This window comes from Maribacter ulvicola (assembly GCF_900155985.1).
In the GTDB taxonomy this organism is placed as follows: Bacteria; Bacteroidota; Bacteroidia; order Flavobacteriales; family Flavobacteriaceae; genus Maribacter; species Maribacter ulvicola.
In genome coordinates this window covers 331,023-354,093 of the sequence record NZ_FTMA01000001.1, presented here as the reverse complement: position 1 = coordinate 354,093, position 23,071 = coordinate 331,023, and the positions used below count along the sequence as shown (strand labels likewise).

General features: G+C 35.5%; 17 protein-coding genes and 1 tRNA gene. 7 read left to right on the top strand and 11 right to left on the bottom strand.

Annotated elements, in window-relative coordinates:
* Positions 1 to 289 precede the first annotated feature (289 nt).
* The 6 genes from BW936_RS01540 to BW936_RS01515 all read right to left on the bottom strand — a co-directional run bounded on the left by BW936_RS01540 (position 290) and on the right by BW936_RS01515 (position 5,455).
* Positions 290 to 1,054 carry a UDP-2,3-diacylglucosamine diphosphatase gene (locus BW936_RS01540; protein WP_076546564.1) on the bottom strand — a complete coding sequence of 255 codons (765 nt, stop codon included), beginning with the start codon at positions 1,052 to 1,054 and terminating at the stop codon, positions 290 to 292.
* 74 nt (positions 1,055 to 1,128) lie between these two features.
* A complete protein-coding gene (locus BW936_RS01535) occupies positions 1,129 to 2,106 on the bottom strand; it encodes an endonuclease/exonuclease/phosphatase family protein (RefSeq protein ID WP_076546563.1) in 978 nt (325 codons plus the stop codon).
* A gap of 83 nt (positions 2,107 to 2,189) precedes the next feature.
* Positions 2,190 to 2,639, bottom strand: coding sequence for a 6-pyruvoyl trahydropterin synthase family protein (locus BW936_RS01530; RefSeq protein ID WP_076546562.1), 450 nt, complete (start codon positions 2,637 to 2,639; stop codon positions 2,190 to 2,192).
* Between the two features lie 57 nt (positions 2,640 to 2,696).
* Positions 2,697 to 3,116 (bottom strand): hypothetical protein, encoded by a 420-nt coding sequence (locus BW936_RS01525; protein WP_076546561.1) that lies wholly within the window; start codon positions 3,114 to 3,116, stop codon positions 2,697 to 2,699.
* Positions 3,117 to 3,331: 215 nt separating this feature from the next.
* A complete protein-coding gene (locus BW936_RS01520; protein WP_076546560.1) occupies positions 3,332 to 4,099 on the bottom strand; it encodes an enoyl-CoA hydratase/isomerase family protein in 768 nt (255 codons plus the stop codon).
* A gap of 21 nt (positions 4,100 to 4,120) precedes the next feature.
* Positions 4,121 to 5,455, bottom strand: coding sequence for an MATE family efflux transporter (locus tag BW936_RS01515; protein WP_076546559.1), 1,335 nt, complete (start codon positions 5,453 to 5,455; stop codon positions 4,121 to 4,123).
* A 552-nt stretch (positions 5,456 to 6,007) separates the two neighbouring features.
* Between BW936_RS01515 and BW936_RS01505 the strand changes: the two genes are divergently transcribed.
* From BW936_RS01505 to BW936_RS01485, 5 genes are all read left to right on the top strand, one after another.
* Complete coding sequence (locus tag BW936_RS01505; protein ID WP_076546558.1) at positions 6,008 to 6,805, top strand: universal stress protein; 798 nt, start codon at positions 6,008 to 6,010, stop codon at positions 6,803 to 6,805.
* 53 nt (positions 6,806 to 6,858) lie between these two features.
* A tRNA-Ala gene (locus BW936_RS01500) sits at positions 6,859 to 6,932 on the top strand.
* Between the two features lie 172 nt (positions 6,933 to 7,104).
* Entirely contained in the window at positions 7,105 to 7,212 is a 108-nt protein-coding gene (locus tag BW936_RS20150) for a GIY-YIG nuclease family protein (protein ID WP_076546557.1), read from the top strand.
* 602 nt (positions 7,213 to 7,814) lie between these two features.
* Complete coding sequence (locus tag BW936_RS01490; RefSeq protein WP_076546556.1) at positions 7,815 to 8,345, top strand: nuclear transport factor 2 family protein; 531 nt, start codon at positions 7,815 to 7,817, stop codon at positions 8,343 to 8,345.
* A 502-nt stretch (positions 8,346 to 8,847) separates the two neighbouring features.
* Complete coding sequence (locus tag BW936_RS01485; protein ID WP_076546555.1) at positions 8,848 to 10,692, top strand: hypothetical protein; 1,845 nt, start codon at positions 8,848 to 8,850, stop codon at positions 10,690 to 10,692.
* A gap of 214 nt (positions 10,693 to 10,906) precedes the next feature.
* Here the strand turns inward: BW936_RS01485 and BW936_RS01480 are convergent, their stop codons facing one another.
* On the bottom strand, positions 10,907 to 12,247 hold the full coding sequence (locus tag BW936_RS01480) for a sugar porter family MFS transporter (protein WP_076546554.1): 1,341 nt from the start codon (positions 12,245 to 12,247) through the stop codon (positions 10,907 to 10,909).
* 115 nt (positions 12,248 to 12,362) lie between these two features.
* Between BW936_RS01480 and BW936_RS01475 the strand changes: the two genes are divergently transcribed.
* Positions 12,363 to 13,073, top strand: a complete 711-nt coding sequence (locus BW936_RS01475) for an SDR family oxidoreductase (protein ID WP_076546553.1) — start codon at positions 12,363 to 12,365, stop codon at positions 13,071 to 13,073.
* Position 13,074: 1 nt separating this feature from the next.
* Here BW936_RS01475 and BW936_RS01470 read toward each other — a convergent pair whose 3' ends face one another.
* From BW936_RS01470 to BW936_RS01455, 4 genes are all read right to left on the bottom strand, one after another.
* Positions 13,075 to 15,816, bottom strand: a complete 2,742-nt coding sequence (locus BW936_RS01470; protein WP_076546552.1) for a PD-(D/E)XK nuclease family protein — start codon at positions 15,814 to 15,816, stop codon at positions 13,075 to 13,077.
* A 72-nt stretch (positions 15,817 to 15,888) separates the two neighbouring features.
* Positions 15,889 to 17,232 carry an OmpA family protein gene (locus BW936_RS01465; protein WP_076546551.1) on the bottom strand — a complete coding sequence of 448 codons (1,344 nt, stop codon included), beginning with the start codon at positions 17,230 to 17,232 and terminating at the stop codon, positions 15,889 to 15,891.
* Between the two features lie 113 nt (positions 17,233 to 17,345).
* On the bottom strand, positions 17,346 to 18,539 hold the full coding sequence (gene kbl, locus BW936_RS01460) for a glycine C-acetyltransferase (protein WP_076546550.1): 1,194 nt from the start codon (positions 18,537 to 18,539) through the stop codon (positions 17,346 to 17,348).
* 6 nt (positions 18,540 to 18,545) lie between these two features.
* Positions 18,546 to 21,641 carry a UvrD-helicase domain-containing protein gene (locus BW936_RS01455; RefSeq protein ID WP_076546549.1) on the bottom strand — a complete coding sequence of 1,032 codons (3,096 nt, stop codon included), beginning with the start codon at positions 21,639 to 21,641 and terminating at the stop codon, positions 18,546 to 18,548.
* A gap of 119 nt (positions 21,642 to 21,760) precedes the next feature.
* On the opposite strand from BW936_RS01455, the gene BW936_RS01450 reads away from it, so the two are divergent.
* On the top strand, positions 21,761 to 22,369 hold the full coding sequence (locus tag BW936_RS01450; protein ID WP_076546548.1) for a superoxide dismutase: 609 nt from the start codon (positions 21,761 to 21,763) through the stop codon (positions 22,367 to 22,369).
* The last annotated feature ends 702 nt before the right edge of the window (positions 22,370 to 23,071 follow it).

The following is a 23,071-nucleotide window of genomic DNA, read 5'->3' as shown; positions in this document are numbered from 1 at the left end:
GATTTTTTGAGGCAAAAGAAAATTGAACTTGATAGAAAATGGTAAATAACGAAAAAGCCCCTAAAATAGGGGCTGTTCTTTAAAGTAGGTACACTTAAAATTTGGGTTTTAAGATGCTATAACTTGTAGGTAAAGTGAAGATTTGGGTTCAACACTCAGACTTAATAACACTGTAAAGATATTACTAAGATCAATATTTATATAACTTATGTTGTGAACTGCTCAATTATTGTTGTAAGAAAAGGATTACGTTTGGTTTTGTGTATTTCATCGTTGGTTTTGATGAAATTTAGCAGAATTCTTTTAGCGAAAGTTGTTGGCCATCAAACATGGCGTATGTGTAGTAATTGATCCAATCTCCAAGATTGGTGTATCTTGAGTTTTCTTTTAATTCTATTTCCAAAGGAAGGTGTCTATGACCAAAAATGAAATGGTCATAATGATGAGTTTCTAGCTTTCTGTGTGCATATTGCACTAGCCATTCTTTGTCGTTTCCTAAAAAATTGGCATCATCGTCACCGCTGATCAATTTATTGCTTACAGAAAGATGTTTTGCCAACCGAACCCCAATATCTGGGTGTAACCATCTAAAGAACCATTTGGCTACTGGGTTGGTAAATACCTTTTTCATTCTTTTAAACCCCTTATCATCCGGCCCTAATCCGTCACCATGCCCTATAAAAAAGGATGCTCCGTTAATAGAATACTGTTGAGGTTTATGATATACAGGAATATTAAGTTCTTCTTCAAAGTAACCGCTCATCCAAAGGTCATGATTGCCTACAAAGTAGTGTATTTGTATGCCTGAATCAGACAGTTCTGCAAGTTTTCCTAAGGTTCTGGTAAATCCTTTTGGAATCACGGTTTTATATTCAAACCAAAAATCGAACAAATCACCCATCAAGAAAATCACTCCGGCATCAGACTTGATCATATCTAGCCAACGGATAAATTTTAATTCTCTCACCCTACTTTCTTTCATAGTAGGTGCACCTAGGTGATTATCACTAGCAAAATATACTTTTTTCCCTGCCGGAAGTTCAATTTTCGTCATCAGGGTGTAAATATAATAACTGTTTTGCGTACCACGGGAATACGCACGTCAAAATAAGAGTATACCATTCTAAATTAAACAGCGACATCTTTCTCGTTCAGTACTATTTTTATGGGCAAGTGGTCACTAAAACCCTTGTCATTAAAGGTAGACGAATTTGGTCTACCAAACTTTACCGGTTTCTGGTATGAGCCAGAAGTTAGCTCAGGGTAGGCAATGATTTCTGCGGTACTTAGATTAAATGGCAATTCTGATAAAATACTCTTTGATATCATGAACTGATCAAGCATGTTATATTCATTGCCAAAAACAAATGTACCTATCTGCGCATCTAAAAACCGATGCATTACATTATAGAAGTACTTTAGGCGCACTCTATTACTTTTTACCAAGGCTTTGTTGTTAATGGCCATTAAGTACTCTGTAATACTTTTGTTGTACGGATTATCGTTAAAATCACCCATTAATATGATATTGGCGTTGTCACCCTGCTCTTCGTAGATTCTCTCGATCCAATAAGATAAGTTTTCGGCAACCATAATTCTAAATGGTTCGCTTTCAAGTTCACCACCAGATCTAGAAGGCCAATGGTTAAGTACGCATACCAGCTTGTTGCCATTGGCAGTGTTGATGTGTACTTGAAATAAATCTCTAGTAGTATTTCTCTTTATAATGCGTAGACTGAATGTTTGCTGCTCAGGCCCGTATTTGGTTTTGTCATAAATAAGCGCGGTATCGATACCTCGTTTATCTTCACCTTCAGAAATAACATAGCCATAATTCTTATCAAGTGCTGTACTCATGGCATCGATAAGCAATTCGATAACATATTCATTTTCTACCTCGCAAACTCCAAATAAATCAGGCCCTTTACCATTATTGAATTTGGATATAACTGCGGTTAGGTTGGTAATTTTCTGGTTAAGAATAGTAGTATTCCATCCTTCAAGTTCTTTGCCTAAATGGTTGTTTAGAAACTCACTTCGTCTAGGCGAATTTTCTATATCGAAGAGGTTTTCAAGATTCCACCAATAAATATGATGCTTGGTCATATTGTTGTATATTAAGGAGTTATCTTAAAAATAAAACAATTTAAAAGCTTGTAGCTAAAATATTAGGTTAAGTTTTGTTGAACTTAATTATCACTCGCATACCACTCTGCGAAAGAAGTATCTGTTTCTTGTAGTTTTAGGGCGAATAATGAAATATTCTCAGGTAACCTTGATTTTATCTTAGCTGCAAAATCAATGACCATATTCTCACTTGTAGGCTGGTAATCTGCCAAAATAACGTTATGTCCCCTGTCAATTAATTCTTTGGCAAGTTCTACATGTGGGGTATTTTTATTGAATACGGTGGCGTGATCAAAAACATCCACGATATCTTCTTTGACAATTTTTTTGAGATCTCCAAAATCGATAACCATTCCTAATTTTACGTGGTTGGTGTCGGTAATAGGTCTACCGATTACGGTAACCGATAATTTATAGCTATGGCCATGTACATTTCTACATTTACCGTCATAACCGTACAATGCATGTCCCGTTTCAAAATTGAATTGTTTCGTAATACGAATGTTGCCCATAGCCTCTAATTATATGGCAAAGGTAGGAAAAGTTTAAACGCATTTATAGCGAATAAATCAATCTAAAGTAATCTCGGTATTTCCGGTAATTAAGCTCACATGACAGCAGTCTGCACTAACTTCATAGGCTTCGTTGATCACCTCTTCATTATTAATATGACCTTTGAAGGTAAGAGTTGCTGACTTATTTTGATATTGACTTCGATTGGCATCACTAAGAATAGGGTAGACACCTTGTTTTTTAGAATATTCATATTCTTCACCGTTAAAATTCGTAGCTAGGTTTTCACCCGTTTTAGAATCAATAACCTGGTAGTTATCTAATATTACTGCTTCACCTGATGCATCTTTTACCCTAACAGTTATGGTAACAAAATTTAATGTGCATATAGTTGTAGAGCAATCTGGCAGTTCAATAGTATCGTTACAGGTTACAAGAAATATGGAAAGAATTATTAAGGAGATTTTTGCGAACATAAAGCGGATTTTATTATAAGATGATTGAGATACCGATTAGTTGCGTAGGGTGTAGCATTATCTTTTGTATTTCTTCTTTGCGCGCATTTTGTTCACGAAATAAATGATCAAAACAGAAAGTGCAAGAACGGGAAATACAAGGTTGCCATTTAAAAATTGAAAGAATTCCATACTAATTATTTAGAAACAGAACGAAACACTGTTTCAGTTATTGTTTATTTTTTAAATTTTGACAATGCGTTTCTTGTAAAATCAGAAAGTGCTAATTTACCGGTGATAGCTGCGCGGTCTGTCAATAAGGTATCCCAATGGTCGGTACCTTCCCATAAAACTTTCTTCCACTCGGTCAAAGCATCTGGATTATAACTTTCCAATTTGAGAATAAAGAAATCCAGCTCCTTATCCATTTCTTGTACAGAGTCATAAACTTTATTGAACAGCCCTTTTTCTTGCGCCCAATATGCACTTTTCCATTCGGTAGGTGCTAAAGACATTTCGCCCATAGCGGCAGCACCTATTTTACGAGCTACGGCAGGGGCAATTACCAGCGGAGCAATACCGATACTAAGCTCAGATAGTTTTATGGAAGAATTTACGTTCGAGTATACATAATCACAAGCAGCGGCAAGACCAACGCCACCACCAACAGTTTTACCATGTACACGGCCTACAATGACCTTTTTACATTTGCGCATGGCATTGATGACATGGGCAAAACCACTAAAGAATGCTTTGCCTTCTTCAAGGTTAGAGACTTCTAATAATTCATCAAAAGATGCCCCGGCACAAAATGCTTTTTCACCTTCGGATTTTAACAAGATAACTGAAATGGCTTTGTTATCTGAAAGTTCGTTTATGGTATCCGTAAGGCGTTCTAGAAGTTCAGAAACAAAAGAATTACTGGCAGGATGCCCAAATTCTACGTGGGCAACTTTACCATCTATTCTGGTATATAAACTTCCGTTTTTTCTTGTGGTGACCATAGCATTCTGTTTCCTTCAAAATTACGGATTTTGCAACAAAGGTTTGAATTTGTTTCTAAATTTCCACACCAAAGCAGCACCCCTAATAAACATCCAAACGGTGAAAGCCAGCCATATTCCTGTTAAGCCCCAGTCTAGATATTTTCCTAAAAAGAGCATGGGCACAAAGCCTAAAAAAGTAGCTATTAGTAAGGTGTTACGTAAATACTTCATTTCTCCCAAACCTTTAAAAACGCCGTCAAGAACAAAGGCAATAGTATTGATTGGTAAACCTAGGATAATAATATAAAAGATCCCATAAAAGGCAGAGAGCACCAAATCTTCGTTAGAAAATAGGCTGCCCAAAGGTTTGTAGAATACACTTGCCAATGCCATGATTACTAGACTCACTATGAGTCCGTATTTCGTAATTTTTTTCGCCAATAACCAAAGCGCATCATAATTTTTTTCACCTAACAACCTACCTCCCATAATATTACCTGCGGCGCCGAAACCATCAATAAAAAACGCGGAAAACAACCAGAGGTTTATTGCAATGGTATGTGCGCCAATATATTTATCACCAAGTGCTGTAGCTTCTCTAACGGCAAGTATAAGCGCAGTATTCAAGGCAATGGCACGCACAAACAAATTCAAGCTCATGACCACTAGCCTACCAAGTTCTGGATGAATGGGCAGTTTTAGTTTTAGACTAATATCCGTCTTTGTCCAAAGTAGGTAGAACGCCATGATTGCCATGATTGCCTGCGCCAATAAACTTGCATAAGCGGCACCTTCTAAATACATGGCAGGGATAAATCCTTCAATACCGTAAACAAAGGCAAAGTCGAAAATTACGTTCAAGACCGCTCCGGTAATGGCAATGACCATGGGCCAGTAGGTATTCTGTAATCCACGGAAAATACCCATCACCGCAAAAACGAATAAAGTTAACGGAAACCCCCAAACACGAATTTCGTAGTAGCCGATGCAATATTGAAGTATTTTACCAGTAGCATTTAGCAGCTCAAAGATTTCTTGAATAACAAAAACGGTAGACAATAAAACCAAGATGCTCAAAGTAATGTTAAGGTAAATAGCTTGTGCCGGTAAACTTTTGACCTCCTCCAATTTTCCGGCGCCTAAATATTGCGAAATAATAGCGGAAATTGCACTGCGGGTTTGACCAAGAATCCAGATCAACATAGATAGAAAAGAACCTACAATGCCGGCAGCGGCAAGAGACTCTAATCCGTCTACCGGAATATTACCCACAATAGCCGTATCTGTTATGGAAAGCAAGGGTTCGGCAATACCAGCAATAGTAGCAGGGATAGCCAGGGCGTTTATAGATTTAGAATTAACGGAGGTTTTCAAAACGTATGGTTTCTAAAGTACAAGTTCGTAGTAATAAAAAGGAGGATTGCTCTGTTTTTGTAAAAAGACAACAGCTAATTTGATATAACCACGCGGTACGTAAAATTTCTGATTTTTTAAATTTTGGCTAAAGGTATCTAACCTAACCGATAGTGTATTGTTTTCTGTGGCAAATTTTTCCCAAAAATCTACCAAACCATGGGCAAACCTTGGCCTTTATACCCTAGGTAATGAATGTAACAGTACTTTGCGTTTGCTGTGTACCAATCCATAGATTTATATTCCTAACTCATAAAAGACGAAATAACAATACGGGCGGTTATTTCGTTATCAATAAGTAGTACAAAAAGTTTATTACATTTAAATTGTTTTCAAACGCTTGTTTAGAAGGTTATTCTGTAATGCTTTGGCAAATACCGTTGGCTTCTTTAGCTATGCTATCAGCATCTGTCTAGAGAAGAATTTTTGGTATTTGCAATATCTTTGACAATGCTATCATAAAATAAATTTAATTAAATTGTAAATTTAGAGTTATAACCAATACCTTATATTATGATGAATATTCTTGTTCCTATAGGGACCTCTGTAAACGCAAATGAAACATTACAATATGCAGTAAATTTTGCACAAGACTTTGATGCAGAAATATATGTAATGGAGGTTTTTAACGTTAGTGGAAAAACAGGAACGCTCACCAATGTTACGCAGAAGGTGGCCGATAACTCTAAAGAGCGATTAAAAGCGGTCGTAGCAACGGTAGATACCAAAGATGTTTCTATAAAAATAGCCAGTTTTAACGGGGAGTTAAAAGATGGACTTAAAGAAATTGATAAGGGTATTGGAATTGACCTTATTATTTTGGCACCTAGAAGTAATGATATAAAGGAAGAAAATTATTTAGGGCAAACCTCTGGAGCAATTATAAAAGAAACGAACATACCAACGTTGATCGTACCCAAAGGAACGACATATACGTCTTTTGAGAATATTTTAGTTGCCTTTAAGTCGGGTATTTTAAAGAGAAAGAGGATTCTAGATCCGTTAATTGAAATTCAGCACAAGCATAAGGCCAGCATAAACCTATTAATGGTGAAAACACCGGGCTATTCAGATGATGATTTAAAAATTAATACGGCATTGATGGACATAAGCTCACAATTGACCTTTACAGAAAACTCAACTACCTACCATGGTGTTTTAGAGCATTTTCAAGCCAAGCACCCCGATTTGTTATGTGTTTTTAGAAGAAAACGTGGTTTTTTTAAGAAATTATGGGAAAAAAGTACCATTTCTAAATCAGAATTTTATGCCCCGGTACCGGTCTTGGTATTAAGTGTAAAGAAAGATTAAGTAGTACTTTGTTAGCATAGAAAAATGTATTTTCTTTGATGCTCTTGAAAATTGGGGGATTAGCTCAGTTGGCTAGAGCGCTTGCCTGGCAGGCAAGAGGTCACCGGTTCGAATCCGGTATTCTCCACATCTTTAAAGCCTTCACGAAAGTGAGGGCTTTTTTTAAGCTTGATAATTAGTTGTTTTATCTGGAACAGAGCGTCCCGAAAGCCTTCGGGAAGGTCACCGGTTCCTATCCGGTATTCTTCATTTTACAAAACTACCGTTTTATGATTTTTTTTATTTGATTACTTTTAGGTATGTCATTTACTACATATATTATTTACAGCCAGACTTTAGACCGATACTATATTGGTAGCACAGAAGATATAAAAGAGAGACTAAAAAGGCAAATGATTGGACTTTAAAATGGCAACGTAATTTTGAAATGCGAACAGAAGCAGTTTCATTTGAGCTTTTAATTAAAAAGAAGAAAAGCAGAAAGTATGTTGAGTATTTAATAATCTCATCAGAAATGAAAGAACAGAGCGTCCCGAAGGCTTTCGGGAAGGTCACCGGTTCGAATCCGGTATTCTCCACATCTTTAAAGTCTTCACGAAAGTGAGGGCTTTTTTTTTTGCTTGATAATTAGTTGTTTTGTCTGGAACAGAGCGTCCCGAAAGCTTTCGGGAAGGTCACTGGTTCCTATCCGGTAACCTTTTTTTTACTTAATACATAGTACTCCGTACCTTCAACTTAGAACTTTAATTGCCAGTAAAAAGCATTATTTTTTATCCGTTTTTCATTTAAAATTAAAAATACCATATTAATTTATTTTGAGATATATATGTTGAAAATAATCATTAACTTACTGATTATAAAGACATTGTGTGTTTGTGTCTAAACAACATGTATTGTTGAAGCATTTAACGAAGCAAGTAACTTCCCCTAGTATGTATTGCCGGTAATATTATTCCCCCATTGTGGTAAAATACCTATTGATTAGAATAATAACCAAAAACTATATATTATGAGAACTATTAAAATGACTATGCTTTTTATGCTTGCTGTGCTTTTAACACCATTTATCAATAACGCACAAGAAATTTCGGCTACCATGGATTTTGAGAATGCAGAAGCCAATGTAGCTGTTGTGTCAAATTACGTAAATGCAGTGCACAACGAAGATGTGGAAACTATGGTAGCGCAATTAGCAGATGACGCCAAAATATATGGTCTCAGCGGAGGTCCTACCAACGTAATGAACTCTTCTCAGTTGTCCGAATATTATAAAGATAGTTTTGAAACTGCTACACATTCAATTGACTCAAATACGTCTTATGCACCCATAAAAGTAACTGGTGGCATAAATGAGGGAGAGTGGGTCATGGTTTGGACTACAGACACCATTTCAAATAAGAAAACCGGTCAAGAAATTGCTATTCCTGCACAAGTTACGTGTGTTGTTAAAGATGGTAAAATTACGATGATGGCACATTATTACGATCAATTAAACGTAATGACGTCTATGGGCTACACGCTACAACCTCCTACGGAATAATAGATAAACCTTTAGTATTAATATTAAACCCAGAAGCTTTTTCTGGGTTTATCTTTTTATCTTTTATGAACTGTACAGCCCATACCCATTTTTTTACGGTTCCCCGCATTACTATGTAGAAGAAAACTACCTTTTAAATACAGCAAGGCAAATGCATGAGTCCGCCATCATCAAGAGCCATAACGATACAATTGCAAATAGAAAATTAAAAAATTGACAGACTCATTGAGGCGGAAAAGAAGTAGTATCCCGTGCATTGGAAGTTAAGATACAAGCAGCCAATCACTTTTTAATTAACTCTTAATGCTTAATAATTAACATCTTATGATTTGTGTCTCGTGCTTTTTTCCATCTCTTTTACGGATTACCGTAATGCTACATTAAAGAAAAATACTACCTTTCTAGTTGATTCTAAAACACTACTCTCCCCTGCCGTTTTAGAGGCAATATTATATTGCTAGAATTTTCTATTTAGGATTAACAACACAAAGTAAGTAATCATATGAAACTAGAGAATATACTTGATAGGTTAGGGTCCATTGAAAAGAATTCATTTATTAAGATTATAGATAATATCATATCAAAAAAAACAAAAAGTGCTAAAGAGATTGACAACATCCTAAGTTCGTCAGATAAAGGTTTAAAATCAGTCGATAATCAAAATATTTCCAGAATATTCAACTTAATATCCGATGAATTTAAAAGTTATATAAGATGTGAGTTTCAAGAAATAACATCACAGTTAGATATTTTAATAGATATAATCATACGTGATGGTAACTGTATAATGAAGCAAGACTGGTTCTCAAGATTGTATGAAATAGAAATAAAAAATCTAAATAGTAAAATTAAAGGTCTCAATGCTGATTTTGAAGAAGAGAAATCTGACTTAAGCGCAGTTAGAAAAAGAGACTATAAAATATATAAATCCTGTTTACATACGGCCTATCAAAATGATATCGAGAATAATAGAGATGCAAAAATTACTTCAGATGAACTTTCTATAATTTTAACTCTTGGAAGGCAATTGGGGCTTTCTCAAGAAGAGGTTAAACTTATAAATTACTCTATTATTCCAATAAAGAAATTGGACATACAAGAGGTAATTAAAAGTCTAAAAAATATCGGTGTAATATTCTATTCAAATAAAGAGAATACAATTTATGTAGCAGATGAAATGGTTCGATTATTAAGAACTGTTAGGAAAAAAGAAGTTGCTACCAAGTTCTATAGAAGAACTTTAAAATTACTTAGAGATCCTATAATAAATCAAATTGCAAGAGATCATAATATTGATAGGAAGCTATCTTCTTCACAAAAAGTGGAAGAAATAATAAAAGAGGGTGTTTCTTTCACCAATTTACTAATGGAAGATATATATAAACCAGGAAGTACATTAACAGAAAAGAAAAAAACTCTGAATGAATTATGTGAGAAAGGATTAAATATTGAAAACCTTAAAGGAAGTGTGTTAGAAGATAAAATAGGTAGTTTAATTCAACATTTTGAGAATGTTGAACGTGATGAAAAAGTAGGAATATCATTAGATGGCTTTGATAAGCTACTAGTGGAACTAAATCAATCGCTACCAAAATTGAATAAGGAGATTAGGGTTCAATTTGAGTTTCAAGATGAATTTGTTTTAAAGGGGGATTACTTATTGGACTATAACATTAAACCCAGAGATATTCTTGACTTAATTATTAAGTCCGATTTAACCAAATTCATTAAGGACAATGGAATAAAACAAAGAGGGGATGATATTTTAAATATTTTGGAACACTACAAGGATGTTGAAAATCTTTACTTGGAAAATTATTCAAATGTTGCTTATAGGGATTTAAATCTTTTGAAGGAAAATGGCATCACTATAAAAGAAAGTGAATTAGGGACTAAGTTTGAGGAATTAACTAAAGTGATTTTTAAAGGATTAGGTTTTAATGTAGATGAAACACTGAAGGGTATAATAAATACCCAAAAGGATATGATAGATATTCTTTTAAATTTAGGAAACGATGAGATTATTATTGTTGAATGTAAGACGAGTAAAGAAAGAGGTTATAATAAATTCAGTACGGTTTCAAGACAATTAAAATCGTATCAAAAATTAGCTTTAAAAAATAATCTTCGTATAATAAAGATTTTATTGGTAGCGCCAGAATTCAGTGACGATTTTGTCACAGATTGCGAAATGGATACAGAAATGAACTTATCGCTTTTAACCGCATCAACATTGTCTAACATATTGGAATCTTTTAAAGGGTCAAATTACACGGAGTTTCCCCATGTGTTATTTAGAGATATTATAATTAATGAAGAGCGCATTTTGAAGGCATTAAGTAAATAACATCAGAAATAATTAAATCATTCTCTAACTACTGGTCATAAAATTGAATTTTGATTTGTTAGGTTGTACCCATCGGAGAATTGTATAAGAAGAAATTCTAAAGCAAAACTACCTTGTTAAGTTACTGGAAATGAAAAAATTAATCATTAGGAAATGAAAGATTAATAGCCTGCAATAGTAACCCAAAAAAAGTATAAATAGCTTTTGCCTAAAATTACTCCTTCACCAACTCCTTGCTCAATTCCTCTAAAGAAATCCCTTTGGTTTCCGGCATTTTTGTGATAGCCCAAATGAGCTGTAATATCATCATAGCACAGAAGAAATAGTAGATAAACCAAACTTGGTCTTTAAAGATTCCTTCAGAAGCATCTAAGAAAAACGGCGTAATCAAGGTAATGATTGCAGCAAATACCCAATGTACGCTAACGCCCCAAGATTGCCCATATGCACGAACACTGTTAGGGAATATTTCTGAGATAAATACCCAAATTACTGCACCTTGCCCAATGGCATGAGAGGCAACAAAGGTACAGATGAAGGTAATGGTAAGTGTAGATCCTAAATCCATCTGAAAACAAAGTCCCACCATAATTAAACTAATAATATAGCCTATAGAACCAATGATGATCAGTTGTCGTCTACCAAGTTTATCCAATAAACGAATACCAATGAAGGTGAAAACAAGATTTACGATACCAATGGCAATAGAGTTAAATAGCGATTCTTTACCGCCTAAACCTGCTTGTTCTAAAATTTCAGGAGCATAGTACAGCACAAAGTTAATACCTGATAATTGATTAAAGAATGCTATAAAGAACGCAAGCCAAAGTACTTTAGAATATTTTCTTTGAAAAAGGCTTTCACTTTTTTTGCTATGTTGTAAATCGGTCTTTATCTCTAGTAATTGCTGTGCTGCTTTTTCTTTGGGGTGTATAATCTCCAATATTTTTAAAGCACCGGCATCGTCTTTTTTGTGTAGTGCCAACCATCGTGGGCTTTCTGGTACGGTAAGTACCATAGCAGTATATATAAATGCAGGTATGGCTTCAACGCCCAACATCCAGCGCCAGTCATTCACACCATCAAAACCTTTCAATAACCAATTAGAAACAAAGGCCATTAAAATACCGAATACTAACCAGAACTGATAGAGTCCGCCTAGCTTACCACGATTTTCTTTGGAAGTAATTTCAGATATATAAATAGGAGCGGCAACCGAAGAAATGCCAACACCAACTCCGCCAATAAAACGAAATACAGAGAATGAATAAGGGTCTTGTGCCAAAGCAGAACCTAAAGCGGACACTAAAAATAAAATACCCACCCATAACAGGGTTTTCTTTCGCCCTAGATTTTTGGTGGGTATCCCTCCAAATAGAGAGCCTATTACCGTTCCCCAAAGTGCCATGCTCATGATAAAAGTACCGTGAAATAGAGGCGAGGTGTTCCACAATTGTTTTATGGGTTCGTTAGCACCTGATATAACTACGGTATCAAACCCAAATAAAAATCCTGCAAGTGCTACGGTGATAGACCAAACGATAATCCTGTTCATTGTGGAGTATTAAGTTGTAGTTAAATATAACAAATGAAAACCGTTAAATCTTAATCTATAAGGACAAGAAAAAAATCAAAGAATTGGTAACTTGTGATAATTTAAAAATTGAACTATGAAAGATTTAAAGAATAAAGTAGCTTATATAACAGGAGGCACCAAAGGTATTGGGTTTGCAGTTGCACAAACATTATTAGATCAGGGGATGAAAGTTGCCGTTAGCGGTCGATCACAAGAAAGTGTTGATAAAGCTTTGAAGGATTTTGACAATGATGCGGTTTTGGGTATTGTATCTAACGTAGCCAAAATGTCTGATGAGAAAGATGCTGTAGCTAAAATTATGGATAAATGGGGTCAGGTAGATGTTGTGTTGGCGAACGCGGGTGTTGGTAATTTTGCTCCTGTAGACGAGATGACAGATGAGCAATGGCATCAAATGATAGATACCAACTTAAGTGGAGCGTTTCACTCTTTAAAAGCATCTGTTGAAGCCTTAAAGAAATCTAAAGGGTATTATATAACATTAGCGAGCTTAGCAGGAACTAATTTCTTTGCAAAAGGAGCAGGGTATAATGCCTCTAAATTTGGAGTTGTCGGTTTTACCCAGGCGGCAATGTTAGATTTAAGACAGTATGATATTAAGGTGTCTACCATTATGCCAGGATCGGTGTCTACACATTTTAATAACAACGAGCCAAATGAAAAAGACGCATGGAAAATTCAGCCAGAGGATATTGGTGAATTGGTATTGGATCTTTTGCAAATGAACGAAAGAACCTTACCTAGTAAAATTGAGGTAAGGCCTACAAGACCTGACAAGAAATAGTTTATATTTCTTTTTCAGTAAACGGAATGTCAGCGTTACAGATTTCTGTTATCAACTGACCAAGTATCTGCTCGAAATCGGAAATTACTTCATTGTTTATGATGTGATTTTTGGCGCCTCGGGCAGATTCTTTTTGTGCGAATAGCAAGGTTCCTGCTGCAAAGTTTTTCAGCGAAATAATACCTGCTTGTATAGTTAGATTTTCTGCGGGATGGGTTTTAAAAAACATCAATCCGTAGCATAACAATTGAAAAGCTTTACTGAACTGATACTCATCGGTCAGTATTTCCCAATCCATTAGTTCTACATTACGGCGTTCTACTTTTCCTGTTTTGTAATCTATGATGCGTGTTATGCCATCATATTCATCTACGCGGTCTAATTTTCCTTTTAAAATAATGGGGAAATCTAAACCGGGTACCGTAATTGGTACTGATAATGCTTGTTCTAACGCAATAATTTTGATGCTATGATCTTTTATAGCCGTTATTTCAGCATCTATAAACGTTTGTATGTATTTTAGAATGACATGAAAGGAAATATAGTTTTTACCTGAGCTAATATTTCCTTCTTTATACGTTTTCTCAAAATTTCGGGCTACGGATGAAGATATGTCTTTACGAATGCCGTTCAGTGATTCTTCAGTTAGGGTTTTGCCAATGAGGGGAGTGTATAGTTCCTCTAAACTGTCATGTACAATGGTACCAAAGGTGTTGGGAGCCAATGTTTCTTCAACCTGCATTACCTCGTTAATATTCAATAAATTTTGCTTGTAAAAATCTATTGGATTTCTAATGTAATTACTCAATGAACTGGGAGAGAAGCCCTTTCTGGCTTTCTCACGTATTAGATCCATTAAGCTTTTTGTCTTTTCTACCTGTTCTATTGGTTTGGTTGTAGGTTGAATAGTTGGTGTAGCTATAAAAGATGTAATATCGGTTCTGTTATCGTCGGTCAATAGCTGGGTAATTAATCTGCTTCGTTCTCCGCCTTCAAGAGCATCGGGTTCAGTGTTGTAAAGTATATACACATTTTTGGCACGTTGCAATAAGCGGTAAAAGTGATAGGTGTAGACCGCATCTTTTTCTTTATAGGTAGGTAATCCGTTTTTAATTTTTAAATCGAACGGAATAAATGAATTATTAGATTTCCCGGAAGGTAGTACACCCTCGTTTACAGAAGTAATAATAATAGTTTCAAAATCTAACAATCTACTTTCTAGCATCCCCATTATCTGAATACCTTCAATTGGGTTTCCTTGAAAATGTAAAGTTTCTGAACTTAATAATTGGCTAAAGAGATGTTTTAAACTTTTAAGATTATTGATGTAAGTAAAACTGGTACAAAGATCTTTTAGCTGATTAAATAAGGTAAAGAACTTGTAGAGTTGCTCTAGCAATAGAGAATTCTCCTTTACCGTTTCAATGGTTCTAATGGCATTAATAAGTGCCAAGAAATTTTCTATTAATCCATTTGGGTTGTTCTTTACATCTTCAAAAAGTAAATGAACTGCTGGATTTTCAGGCAGCAGTTCATGTAATTGTGTACTGGTGATATAAGACCAGTTATTTGTTTTAATTTTTGAAACCAATCGTTCTGTAGAGACTTCGTTAGCATCAAATAATAGTACGGAATAGGAATGTGTCAATAGATTCAATAAATGCTTATAGAACCATCCTTTTTCGGTCTTTTGTTCATGGAACTCAATGAGGTTGGTGAAAAAGCTAGCCAATGTTGTAGATTCTAGCTTTTGCCCCATAGTAATGTTCGTTGCAGGAATATTGTCAGGAATAGAATTCAGCAACGGATTCAATAACTCTTCATTACCAAGAACAATGGCAGCATTGCGTAAAGCCTCTGGAGATTTATTCTGAATTTTATACAACAGATCGCCCACATAATTTACCTGAGAGATGTTTTTAGGAACACCAATAATCTCAATGTTCTTTTTAGTATTGTAGTAATTGGTGAGTCCCGTAAGGGGTTTGTCTTTTAACACATTCCAGGTGCTTTTATAATTCCGTATAAAAAAACCTGCATCGTGTATATTATCTTGAAGAAAATAAGGATCAATGTCCCAATATATGGAGGCATCTGTTTTTTCAAGAATTGTTTGTATTAGTATGCTCTCTGCGGTATTGAGGGCGTTAAAGCCCAAAAAGATATGTTTTTTCTTGGTGTTACTGAGGTAGTTAGGCAATTGAGATACCGATGTTTTGTAAATAAGTCCCTGGTGGCCAAGTCCTTGTTCAAGCAATCGGTTATTAAATTGGTGGTATATATCTTCTAGGTACCTCCAGAAATGAAGGTAGTTTTCAATCATCTCAGAATTATCAGGATTCAAGGACCAATGATTGACCTCTTGTATAGCGGCAACATTTTGGTATAGGGTAGAAGCGTCAACTAAGTAACGATCTACCTCATTAAAATCTTGTAAGAGTATTTGTCCCCATTTCAAGAAAGCATCGAAAGATTCCTTTTCATAATCACCCACTTTCAAATAGGCGTTATAAAGTTCAAATAATTGTGTGGTAGTATTTGCGGTAACTAGATTTGAAACCTTTTCAATGAAATCTTCTATACTATAGATTTCTGGTGCAAGTACTGTTTGTGTAAGAGATTGTGATAGTATTTTTTTTAGAAAAACACCGGCACGTTTACTGGGTAGAATAAAAACTACGTTACCAGTATCTGGATTATTCTTTACTACTTCTTGTACTATATCTTTTATAAAGCTCTGCATAGTGTAAAAATAAAAAAGCTCCGCAATATTGCGGAGCTTTTAGTTATTAAAACACTTAGGTTTTTATTAAACTTATTTTACTAAGTTAATTTCTACCCTTCTGTTTTGAGCTCTACCAGCTCTTGTATTGTTTGTAGCCATTGGCTTAGACTCACCGTAACCTACAGCAGATAATCTAAACTCTTCGATTCCTTTGTCTACTAAGAATTCTTTTACAGAAAGAGCTCTTGACTCAGAAAGGCTTTGATTTAATTTTTCGCTACCTACACTGTCAGTATGACCTTCAACAGTAAACTTAGCGTTAGGATATTCTTTAAGGATTGTGATAATGTCAACCATTACAGAAGTAGACTCAGCTTTGATAGAAGATTTACCAGTATCAAATAAGATAGTTCTAGCGTAATCGTTCAATTGCTTTTGAACTTCTTCAGTTACTTCAGGACAACCAGCGTTAGCTACTGTACCAGCAATCTCAGGACATTGATCATCTTTGTCTAATACACCGTCACCGTCAGTATCAGGCCAAGGACAACCTTTGTTTTCAGCAGGACCAGCTTCAGAAGGACAAGCATCATCTTTATCAGCAACACCGTCACCATCAGCATCAGGACAACCAGCTAAAGCAGGAAGACCAGCTTCGTTAGGACAAGCATCATCTTTATCAGCAACACCGTCACCGTCAGCATCAGGACATCCGTTCATTTCTTTAGAACCAGCTTCGTTAGGACAAGCATCTTTGCTGTCTTCAATTCCATCGCCATCAGCATCAGGACAACCGTTGAATGCTTCAAGACCAGCAACTTCTGGACAAGCATCATCTTTATCATAGACACCATCACCATCAGTATCAGTACCACCAAATTTAACTGAGATACCAGCTAAGTGTTGAAAATGTGGAGCTAAGTAATCTTCGAAAGCATGCTTATAAGAAGATTGTAATGTAAGACCTAGGTTTTCAGTAAACCAGATATTAACACCAATACCACCATTTGCAGTACCAGCACCAATTTCATCGATCCAAGTATAACCACCACCTATTTCGATGAACGGATCAAGAACAGTTTGTCTTTTTATGATATCATATTTTATTGTACCATCTATAGCGTAGTGAGACAAATCGTCAACGCTAGTATCACCTAATTTGCTAATTTTGTTAAGAGAACCTCTTGCACCAATAGAGAAACCATCTCCAATTGACTTAGATACTCCTACATAAGAGATAGAAGGTAAAATATTCCAGTGATCGTTCACATTGAAGAATTCGTTACCGAAAGAACTTACATCCGAAGTTGGATATACGTCAATGGCATTAACCCCAAATTGCACTTGCCAAGGGTTATTCTCGTCTTGCGCTTGTATGCTGTTGATACCTACTACAAGTAGGGCAACCGCCAATAATTTGCTAAGATGTTTCATGTATTAAATTTTAAGTTTAAGTGTTTATTAGCTGCAAATGTAACTTGTTAAAGGTTATTAACAAAATCAATTTCCTATTTTTTTTAGCGCATTTAATAGATAAAATGCTGCATTTAAACGATTTTCATTTCTTTTCCGACCTCCGTAAATGCTTTGATTGCGGCGTCTAAATGTTCTTTGGTATGTGCTGCCGATAATTGAACCCTAATCCTTGCCTTGCCCTTTGGTACTACCGGGTAGAAAAAGCCTATGACATAAATACCTCTTTCCAATAATTTATTGGCCATGTCTTGGGATAATTTTGCATCATATAACATGACGGGCACAATAGCAGAATCGCCATCTATTATGTCAAAACCTGCGTCTTTAATACCTTTTTTAAAGTATGCCGTATTTTCTTGCAATTTATCTCGTAAAGAAGTGTCGTTTTCTAGCATATCAAACACCTTAATAGATGCGCCTACAATTGCAGGTGCTAAAGAATTTGAAAACAGATAAGGTCTGGAGCGTTGCCTTAATAAGGTGATAATTTCTTTTTTACCGGTGGTATAACCGCCCATGGCGCCACCTAGTGCCTTGCCTAAGGTTCCGGTAATTATGTCAATTCTGCCCATAACCCCCTTTTCCTCTAGCGTTCCTTTACCTTTTTCACCTATAAACCCGGTGGCATGGCATTCATCGATCATTACTAATGCATCGTACTTGTCGGCTAGGTCACATATTTTATCTAACGGAGCTACAATACCATCCATAGAGAACACGCCATCCGTAACAATAATCTTAAAACGAGCTCCGTCTTCGTTCGCTTTTATAAGTTGCGTTTCTAGATCGGCCATGTCACTATTCGCATAGCGGTAGCGCTTTGCTTTACATAAACGAACTCCGTCAATAATAGAGGCGTGGTTTAGGGAATCAGAGATGATAGCATCTTCTGCCGTAAGTAAGGGTTCAAACACCCCGCCATTCGCATCAAAAGCAGCGGCGTATAATATAGTGTCTTCTGTGCCATAAAAATGTGCTATCTTTTGCTCTAAGGTTTTATGAATATCTTGTGTACCACAAATAAAGCGTACAGATGACATTCCAAAACCATGTGTATCCATAGCGTCTTTAGCGGCTTGTATAACCTCTGGGTGAGAAGAAAGCCCTAGATAATTATTGGCACAAAAATTTATCACCTCTTGTCCGGTGTTAATTTTTATGACTGCATCTTGTGGAGAAACAATAATTCTTTCCTCTTTAAAGAGTCCGTCATTTTTAATGTTCTCAATTTCTTGCTGTAAGTGTTCTTTAATTTTTCCGTACATACGTCTTTATATATAATCTAATTCTATTTCTGTATTAATGTACACAATAATCTTATTGTCTATTGTGTAGCCCATGTTAGAAAAACTTTGGGCATAGGTGTTTATTTGATGATGATATTTGGGGTTTTGTTCTCCTGTTTTATAATCAATGATCGTAGCGTGCCTTCCTTTTAACACTACCCTGTCTGGTCTTTGAATAGTGCCGTCTGCTAGTAACAGGTCCCGTTCATTAAGTACTTCTACGTCATTTTGGTAAAATTGCATCAAATCTTTGTGAAAGATGACCTTTTTTACAATTTCCTTTATTTCATTTACTTCTTGCTCTTTGATCAGGCCTTTTTGTACTGCCATTTGTACGGCTCTGTTTAGATCTGATGTTGTAAAGATGGACCCTAATATATAATGTATAACATTTCCTTGATTAATGGCAACATCTAAACCTTCATCCCACAAAGTTCCGGCCAAGGCAAGTATCTTGAAATCAGGTCTGTTTTTATTGGTATATATATAAGGTATGGTTAGTTGATCGGTACTGGTGTTTTTTTTAGAGGATTGTGGTAACAATTCGCCAAAATGGTACGATAGTTTATCTGGTTGATATGCACCAATGTTCTTTAAAAAGTGAATGAATAGCCCAGAATAGTAATTGGTATTGTGTTCTCCTTTTTTATCTAGTTTGTTGGCGCTTATAATAAATAGGGCATTTACCGCTCTGGTAAGTACTACGTATAAAAGGTTGAAGGCATCTAGCTGTAATTTTTGATGGTCTACTTTATAGAGCAGAGATTCTAATTCACCGTATTCTTGTACTTCTTGCTTTTTATTGATGAGTACTTCTGAAAAACCAAGGAATTCCTCTTTGTTTACCGGAAGCCATAATTTTGGGTCAATTTCTTCAAAAACATTAGAATCGGCATAAGGGAAAATAACAACAGGAAACTCTAGCCCTTTAGATTTATGAATGGTCATGATCTGCACAGATTCCATATTTTCTGGTGTGCTAATGCTCGCTGAAGTTCCTTTCTTGTCCCAATAATCTAAAAAGGACTGCATATCTGAGCCGTATTTCTGCTCTACATCAAAAACAAGGTCCATAAAGGCAGATAGGTGAGCGTCTGAAGTAGGTATTAAGTCGAATGTTCTTATGGCATAAGCCAATCCGTCAAACACGGATGTCTGTCTAAGTTGAGAAGCATCAAAACCATAGGTTTCTAAAAGATGGGCATCTAGCTTTCCTAAATTCTCATAGATATAGGCGTGTTTATCATTTTTTCCTTCGGACAGAAAATTTAAAAGCTCATATTGTATCTCTTGTTCCGTAGGCTGTACCATATATCTAATAAGTTGTACCAAGAAAATAGCTTTGGCACTCTCACTAAGAAGTAAGGAGTCTGAAGAAACAACGGGTATTTTATGTTGCATTAAAAAATCTGCCAGTAGCAGACCATGTTTTTTCTTTCTGATGATAATACAAATATCACTATACGTATACCCTTGATCCAAACATTGTTGAATAGTTGTCAATGTATTGGCTGCATATTCCTCATCGGTATCTTCTTCTAATAATGAGATATGAACATAGCCACCTTCTTTATGATTGGTTTCTTGTGTATTGCCCATTTTAAAGAATTCTTGGTAAATATCATTTTCTAAGAACGGACTAATACTTTGAAAGAAGTTATTGTTGAAGTTGATGACTTCTGCGTAACTTCTGTAGTTTTTAGGTAAGGTAACCAGATCAGACTGTATGGTGAACGGATGCGTTTGGTGCGTTGCCAATTCTAGAAACTGTTCTGCTTTACCACCGCGCCATCTGTAAATAGCTTGCTTAGGGTCGCCCACCAAAAATAAAGACCCTGTACTTCCCAGTTCATCTTCACCTTCCATAGCGCTACCAATTAATGGAATGAGGTTTTCCCATTGCATTTGTGAAGTATCTTGAAATTCGTCAATAAAGTAATGACGGTATTTTTCCCCAAGTCTTTCATAAATAAACGGAGCAGGTTGGTCTTTGACCTCTTTGGCAATTAAGGTATTGAATTCTGAAATAGACAATTGGTCTTTTTCTTCTTGAATGATCTTTAGCTCTTTTTGTATGGCATTTAGAAGCGCAAAAGGAATTATGTTTCTATTGATATTGGCATACAATCCCCTTTTGTAAATAAGCTGTTTTATAGCTTGATAATGATGAAGTAATTGGGGGGCTAGATCCTCTGGTGTATTTTTAACGGTAGCTTTTACAATTTTGCCCTCAATTAAGTTATCCTCTAGTTTATTATTGTATAGCTGGGTGGGCGTAAAGTTGCCGGCAATTATTTTTTTAAAGTGATTAGGCAATGTTTCCCTAGGGAAATCTTTAAGGTCTAATCCTGATGCGGTGATAGTTTCTATAGCGGCAGAGCCAAGTTCAATAATATGCTTCTCTAGATTTTTGGTCTGTTTTTTAAGATGGCTTTGTAATTTTAAGAAGTCGCCAAGTTCAACAGATTTTAACTGCTTTAAATGTTCGGCATTATTTTCGTCGAATATTAGTTTGCCAATTTTTAATAGGTCAAAGCCAATATCCCAACTACGGTCATCTTCAATTTTTTCCAGGGCAAAATCTAGCAGTACTTTGGTGAATTCAGGATCTTCGCCTGCTTTACTGATTACGCGTTCCACGGCTTCTTGTAAAAGTAGGTCTACATCTAGAACAACTTCAAAGTTTTGTGGAATCTTTAAATCTTTGGCAAAAGTTCTTATAAGTCTGTGTGTAAACTTATCTATGGTAGAAATATCAAAAAAAGCGTAGTTATGTAAAATTTGTTTTAATCGAAGCTTGCTTAATGCCGGTAATTCTTCAAAAGTGTAACTAGTTTCATTTAGTATGTCCTGGAATAACGGATTGGCATCTTCAAGCGAAGTGGTTTTTGAAAAATCGAACAAGCTGTTCAATATTCTGTGTTTCATTTCATTTACCGCTTTGTTGGTAAATGTGATGGCCAATATTTTTCTGAAATTTTGTGGCGAAGCCAGTATAATTTTTAAGTATACCTTGGCAAGGGCATAGGTTTTGCCAGATCCTGCAGAAGCGTTGTATATGGTAAAGGAATTACTAGACACGGATTTTTACTGCAAATTAAGGATTCCTGTACAGTTCTTAACAAATAATTACGTGAATATAAATGTTAAAATCCGTAACTTTGGAATAGAATTAATATTAACCTTAAAATACATAAATTATGGCTTTTGAACTACCTAAATTGCCTTACGCTTATGATGCTCTTGAGCCTCATATTGATGCAAGGACAATGGAAATACATCATACAAAACATCATAACGGATATACAACTAAATTAAATGCTGCTATAGAAGGCACTGACCTTGATGGAAAATCTATAGAAGATATTTTAACCGGATTGGATATGAGCAACGGTGCTGTTAGAAATAATGGTGGCGGATTTTACAATCACTCTTTGTTCTGGACAATCTTGTCGCCAAATGGTGGCGGAAAGCCAAGTGGTGAATTAGCAGATGCAATTGATAGCGCCTTTGGTTCTTTTGAAGAATTCAAAAATAAGTTCACAACAGCTGCAGGTACTAGATTTGGTTCTGGTTGGGCATGGTTATGTGTTCATGAAGGTGGCAAAGTGGAAGTATGTTCTACACCAAACCAAGACAACCCATTAATGCCAGGAGTGGAATGTGGAGGTCAACCAATTTTAGGATTGGATGTATGGGAGCATGCATATTATTTAAATTATCAAAACAAGAGACCGGAATATATTGAAGCATTTTTTAATATCATTAACTGGGAAGAGGTATCAAAAAGATACGCAAGTAATAAATAAGTAAGAGTAGAAATAGTCTTAACTATCTTGTAAGAAACCACTTATGAAATTTTCATGAGTGGTTTTTTTTGGTTTTAAAATAGAAAAGGGCGGAGAAGTCTCCACCCTTTTCGTCCCAAATCTTACCATAAACTTAACCTACTTATGCTATGGCGATACTAAATTACTGGTATTGAGTAAATAAAAAAAGGATTTTTAAGAAAAAAATTATCTTTTCTTTAGCTAAAGACACTTGTTAATGGGTAATTAGTACGGTGTAACTGGTTGGTTTATAGTGAAATTGACGCAAAATAAAAAGGCGGAGCATTGCTCCGCCTTTTCCCCAAATCTTACCATGAACTTAACCTACTTATGCTATGGTGCTGTAAAGATATAAATAGATACAAATGTTATAAAAGCTATTCGTTGTACTTCATATAGTTAGGTTGTATTGCTGAAATTAAAGATTTAAATGGTTTTTATATAGTGTAGGCTAGAATGGTAAAAAATAAAAAGGCGGAGCATTGCTCCGCCTTTTTCCCCAAATCTTACCATGAACTTAACCTACTTATGCTATGGTGCTGTAAAGATAATAGGCTTCTTAATGAATATTAAAGGTATTGGCTAAACGTCTCGTAAAAACGTTAAAGGGTATATTATGAAGAAATGGATGACAAGAGTTTAACGTAGTACATAATGGTAAATAAAAAAGGTGGAGAAAAC

Excerpts from the sequence above, each read along its gene's own strand:
- BW936_RS01540 (WP_076546564.1), bottom strand. The coding sequence starts at position 1,054 with ATGACGAAAATTGAACTTCCGGCAGGGAAAAAAGTATATTTTGCTAGT.
- BW936_RS01535 (WP_076546563.1), bottom strand. The coding sequence starts at position 2,106 with ATGACCAAGCATCATATTTATTGGTGGAATCTTGAAAACCTCTTCGAT.
- BW936_RS01530 (WP_076546562.1), bottom strand. The coding sequence starts at position 2,639 with ATGGGCAACATTCGTATTACGAAACAATTCAATTTTGAAACGGGACAT.
- BW936_RS01525 (WP_076546561.1), bottom strand. The coding sequence starts at position 3,116 with ATGTTCGCAAAAATCTCCTTAATAATTCTTTCCATATTTCTTGTAACC.
- BW936_RS01520 (WP_076546560.1), bottom strand. The coding sequence starts at position 4,099 with ATGGTCACCACAAGAAAAAACGGAAGTTTATATACCAGAATAGATGGT.
- BW936_RS01505 (WP_076546558.1), top strand. The coding sequence starts at position 6,008 with ATGATGAATATTCTTGTTCCTATAGGGACCTCTGTAAACGCAAATGAA.
- BW936_RS20150 (WP_076546557.1), top strand. The coding sequence starts at position 7,105 with ATGTCATTTACTACATATATTATTTACAGCCAGACTTTAGACCGATAC.
- BW936_RS01490 (WP_076546556.1), top strand. The coding sequence starts at position 7,815 with ATGAGAACTATTAAAATGACTATGCTTTTTATGCTTGCTGTGCTTTTA.
- BW936_RS01485 (WP_076546555.1), top strand. The coding sequence starts at position 8,848 with ATGAAACTAGAGAATATACTTGATAGGTTAGGGTCCATTGAAAAGAAT.
- BW936_RS01480 (WP_076546554.1), bottom strand. The coding sequence starts at position 12,247 with ATGAACAGGATTATCGTTTGGTCTATCACCGTAGCACTTGCAGGATTT.
- BW936_RS01475 (WP_076546553.1), top strand. The coding sequence starts at position 12,363 with ATGAAAGATTTAAAGAATAAAGTAGCTTATATAACAGGAGGCACCAAA.
- BW936_RS01470 (WP_076546552.1), bottom strand. The coding sequence starts at position 15,816 with ATGCAGAGCTTTATAAAAGATATAGTACAAGAAGTAGTAAAGAATAAT.
- BW936_RS01465 (WP_076546551.1), bottom strand. The coding sequence starts at position 17,232 with ATGAAACATCTTAGCAAATTATTGGCGGTTGCCCTACTTGTAGTAGGT.
- kbl (WP_076546550.1), bottom strand. The coding sequence starts at position 18,539 with ATGTACGGAAAAATTAAAGAACACTTACAGCAAGAAATTGAGAACATT.
- BW936_RS01450 (WP_076546548.1), top strand. The coding sequence starts at position 21,761 with ATGGCTTTTGAACTACCTAAATTGCCTTACGCTTATGATGCTCTTGAG.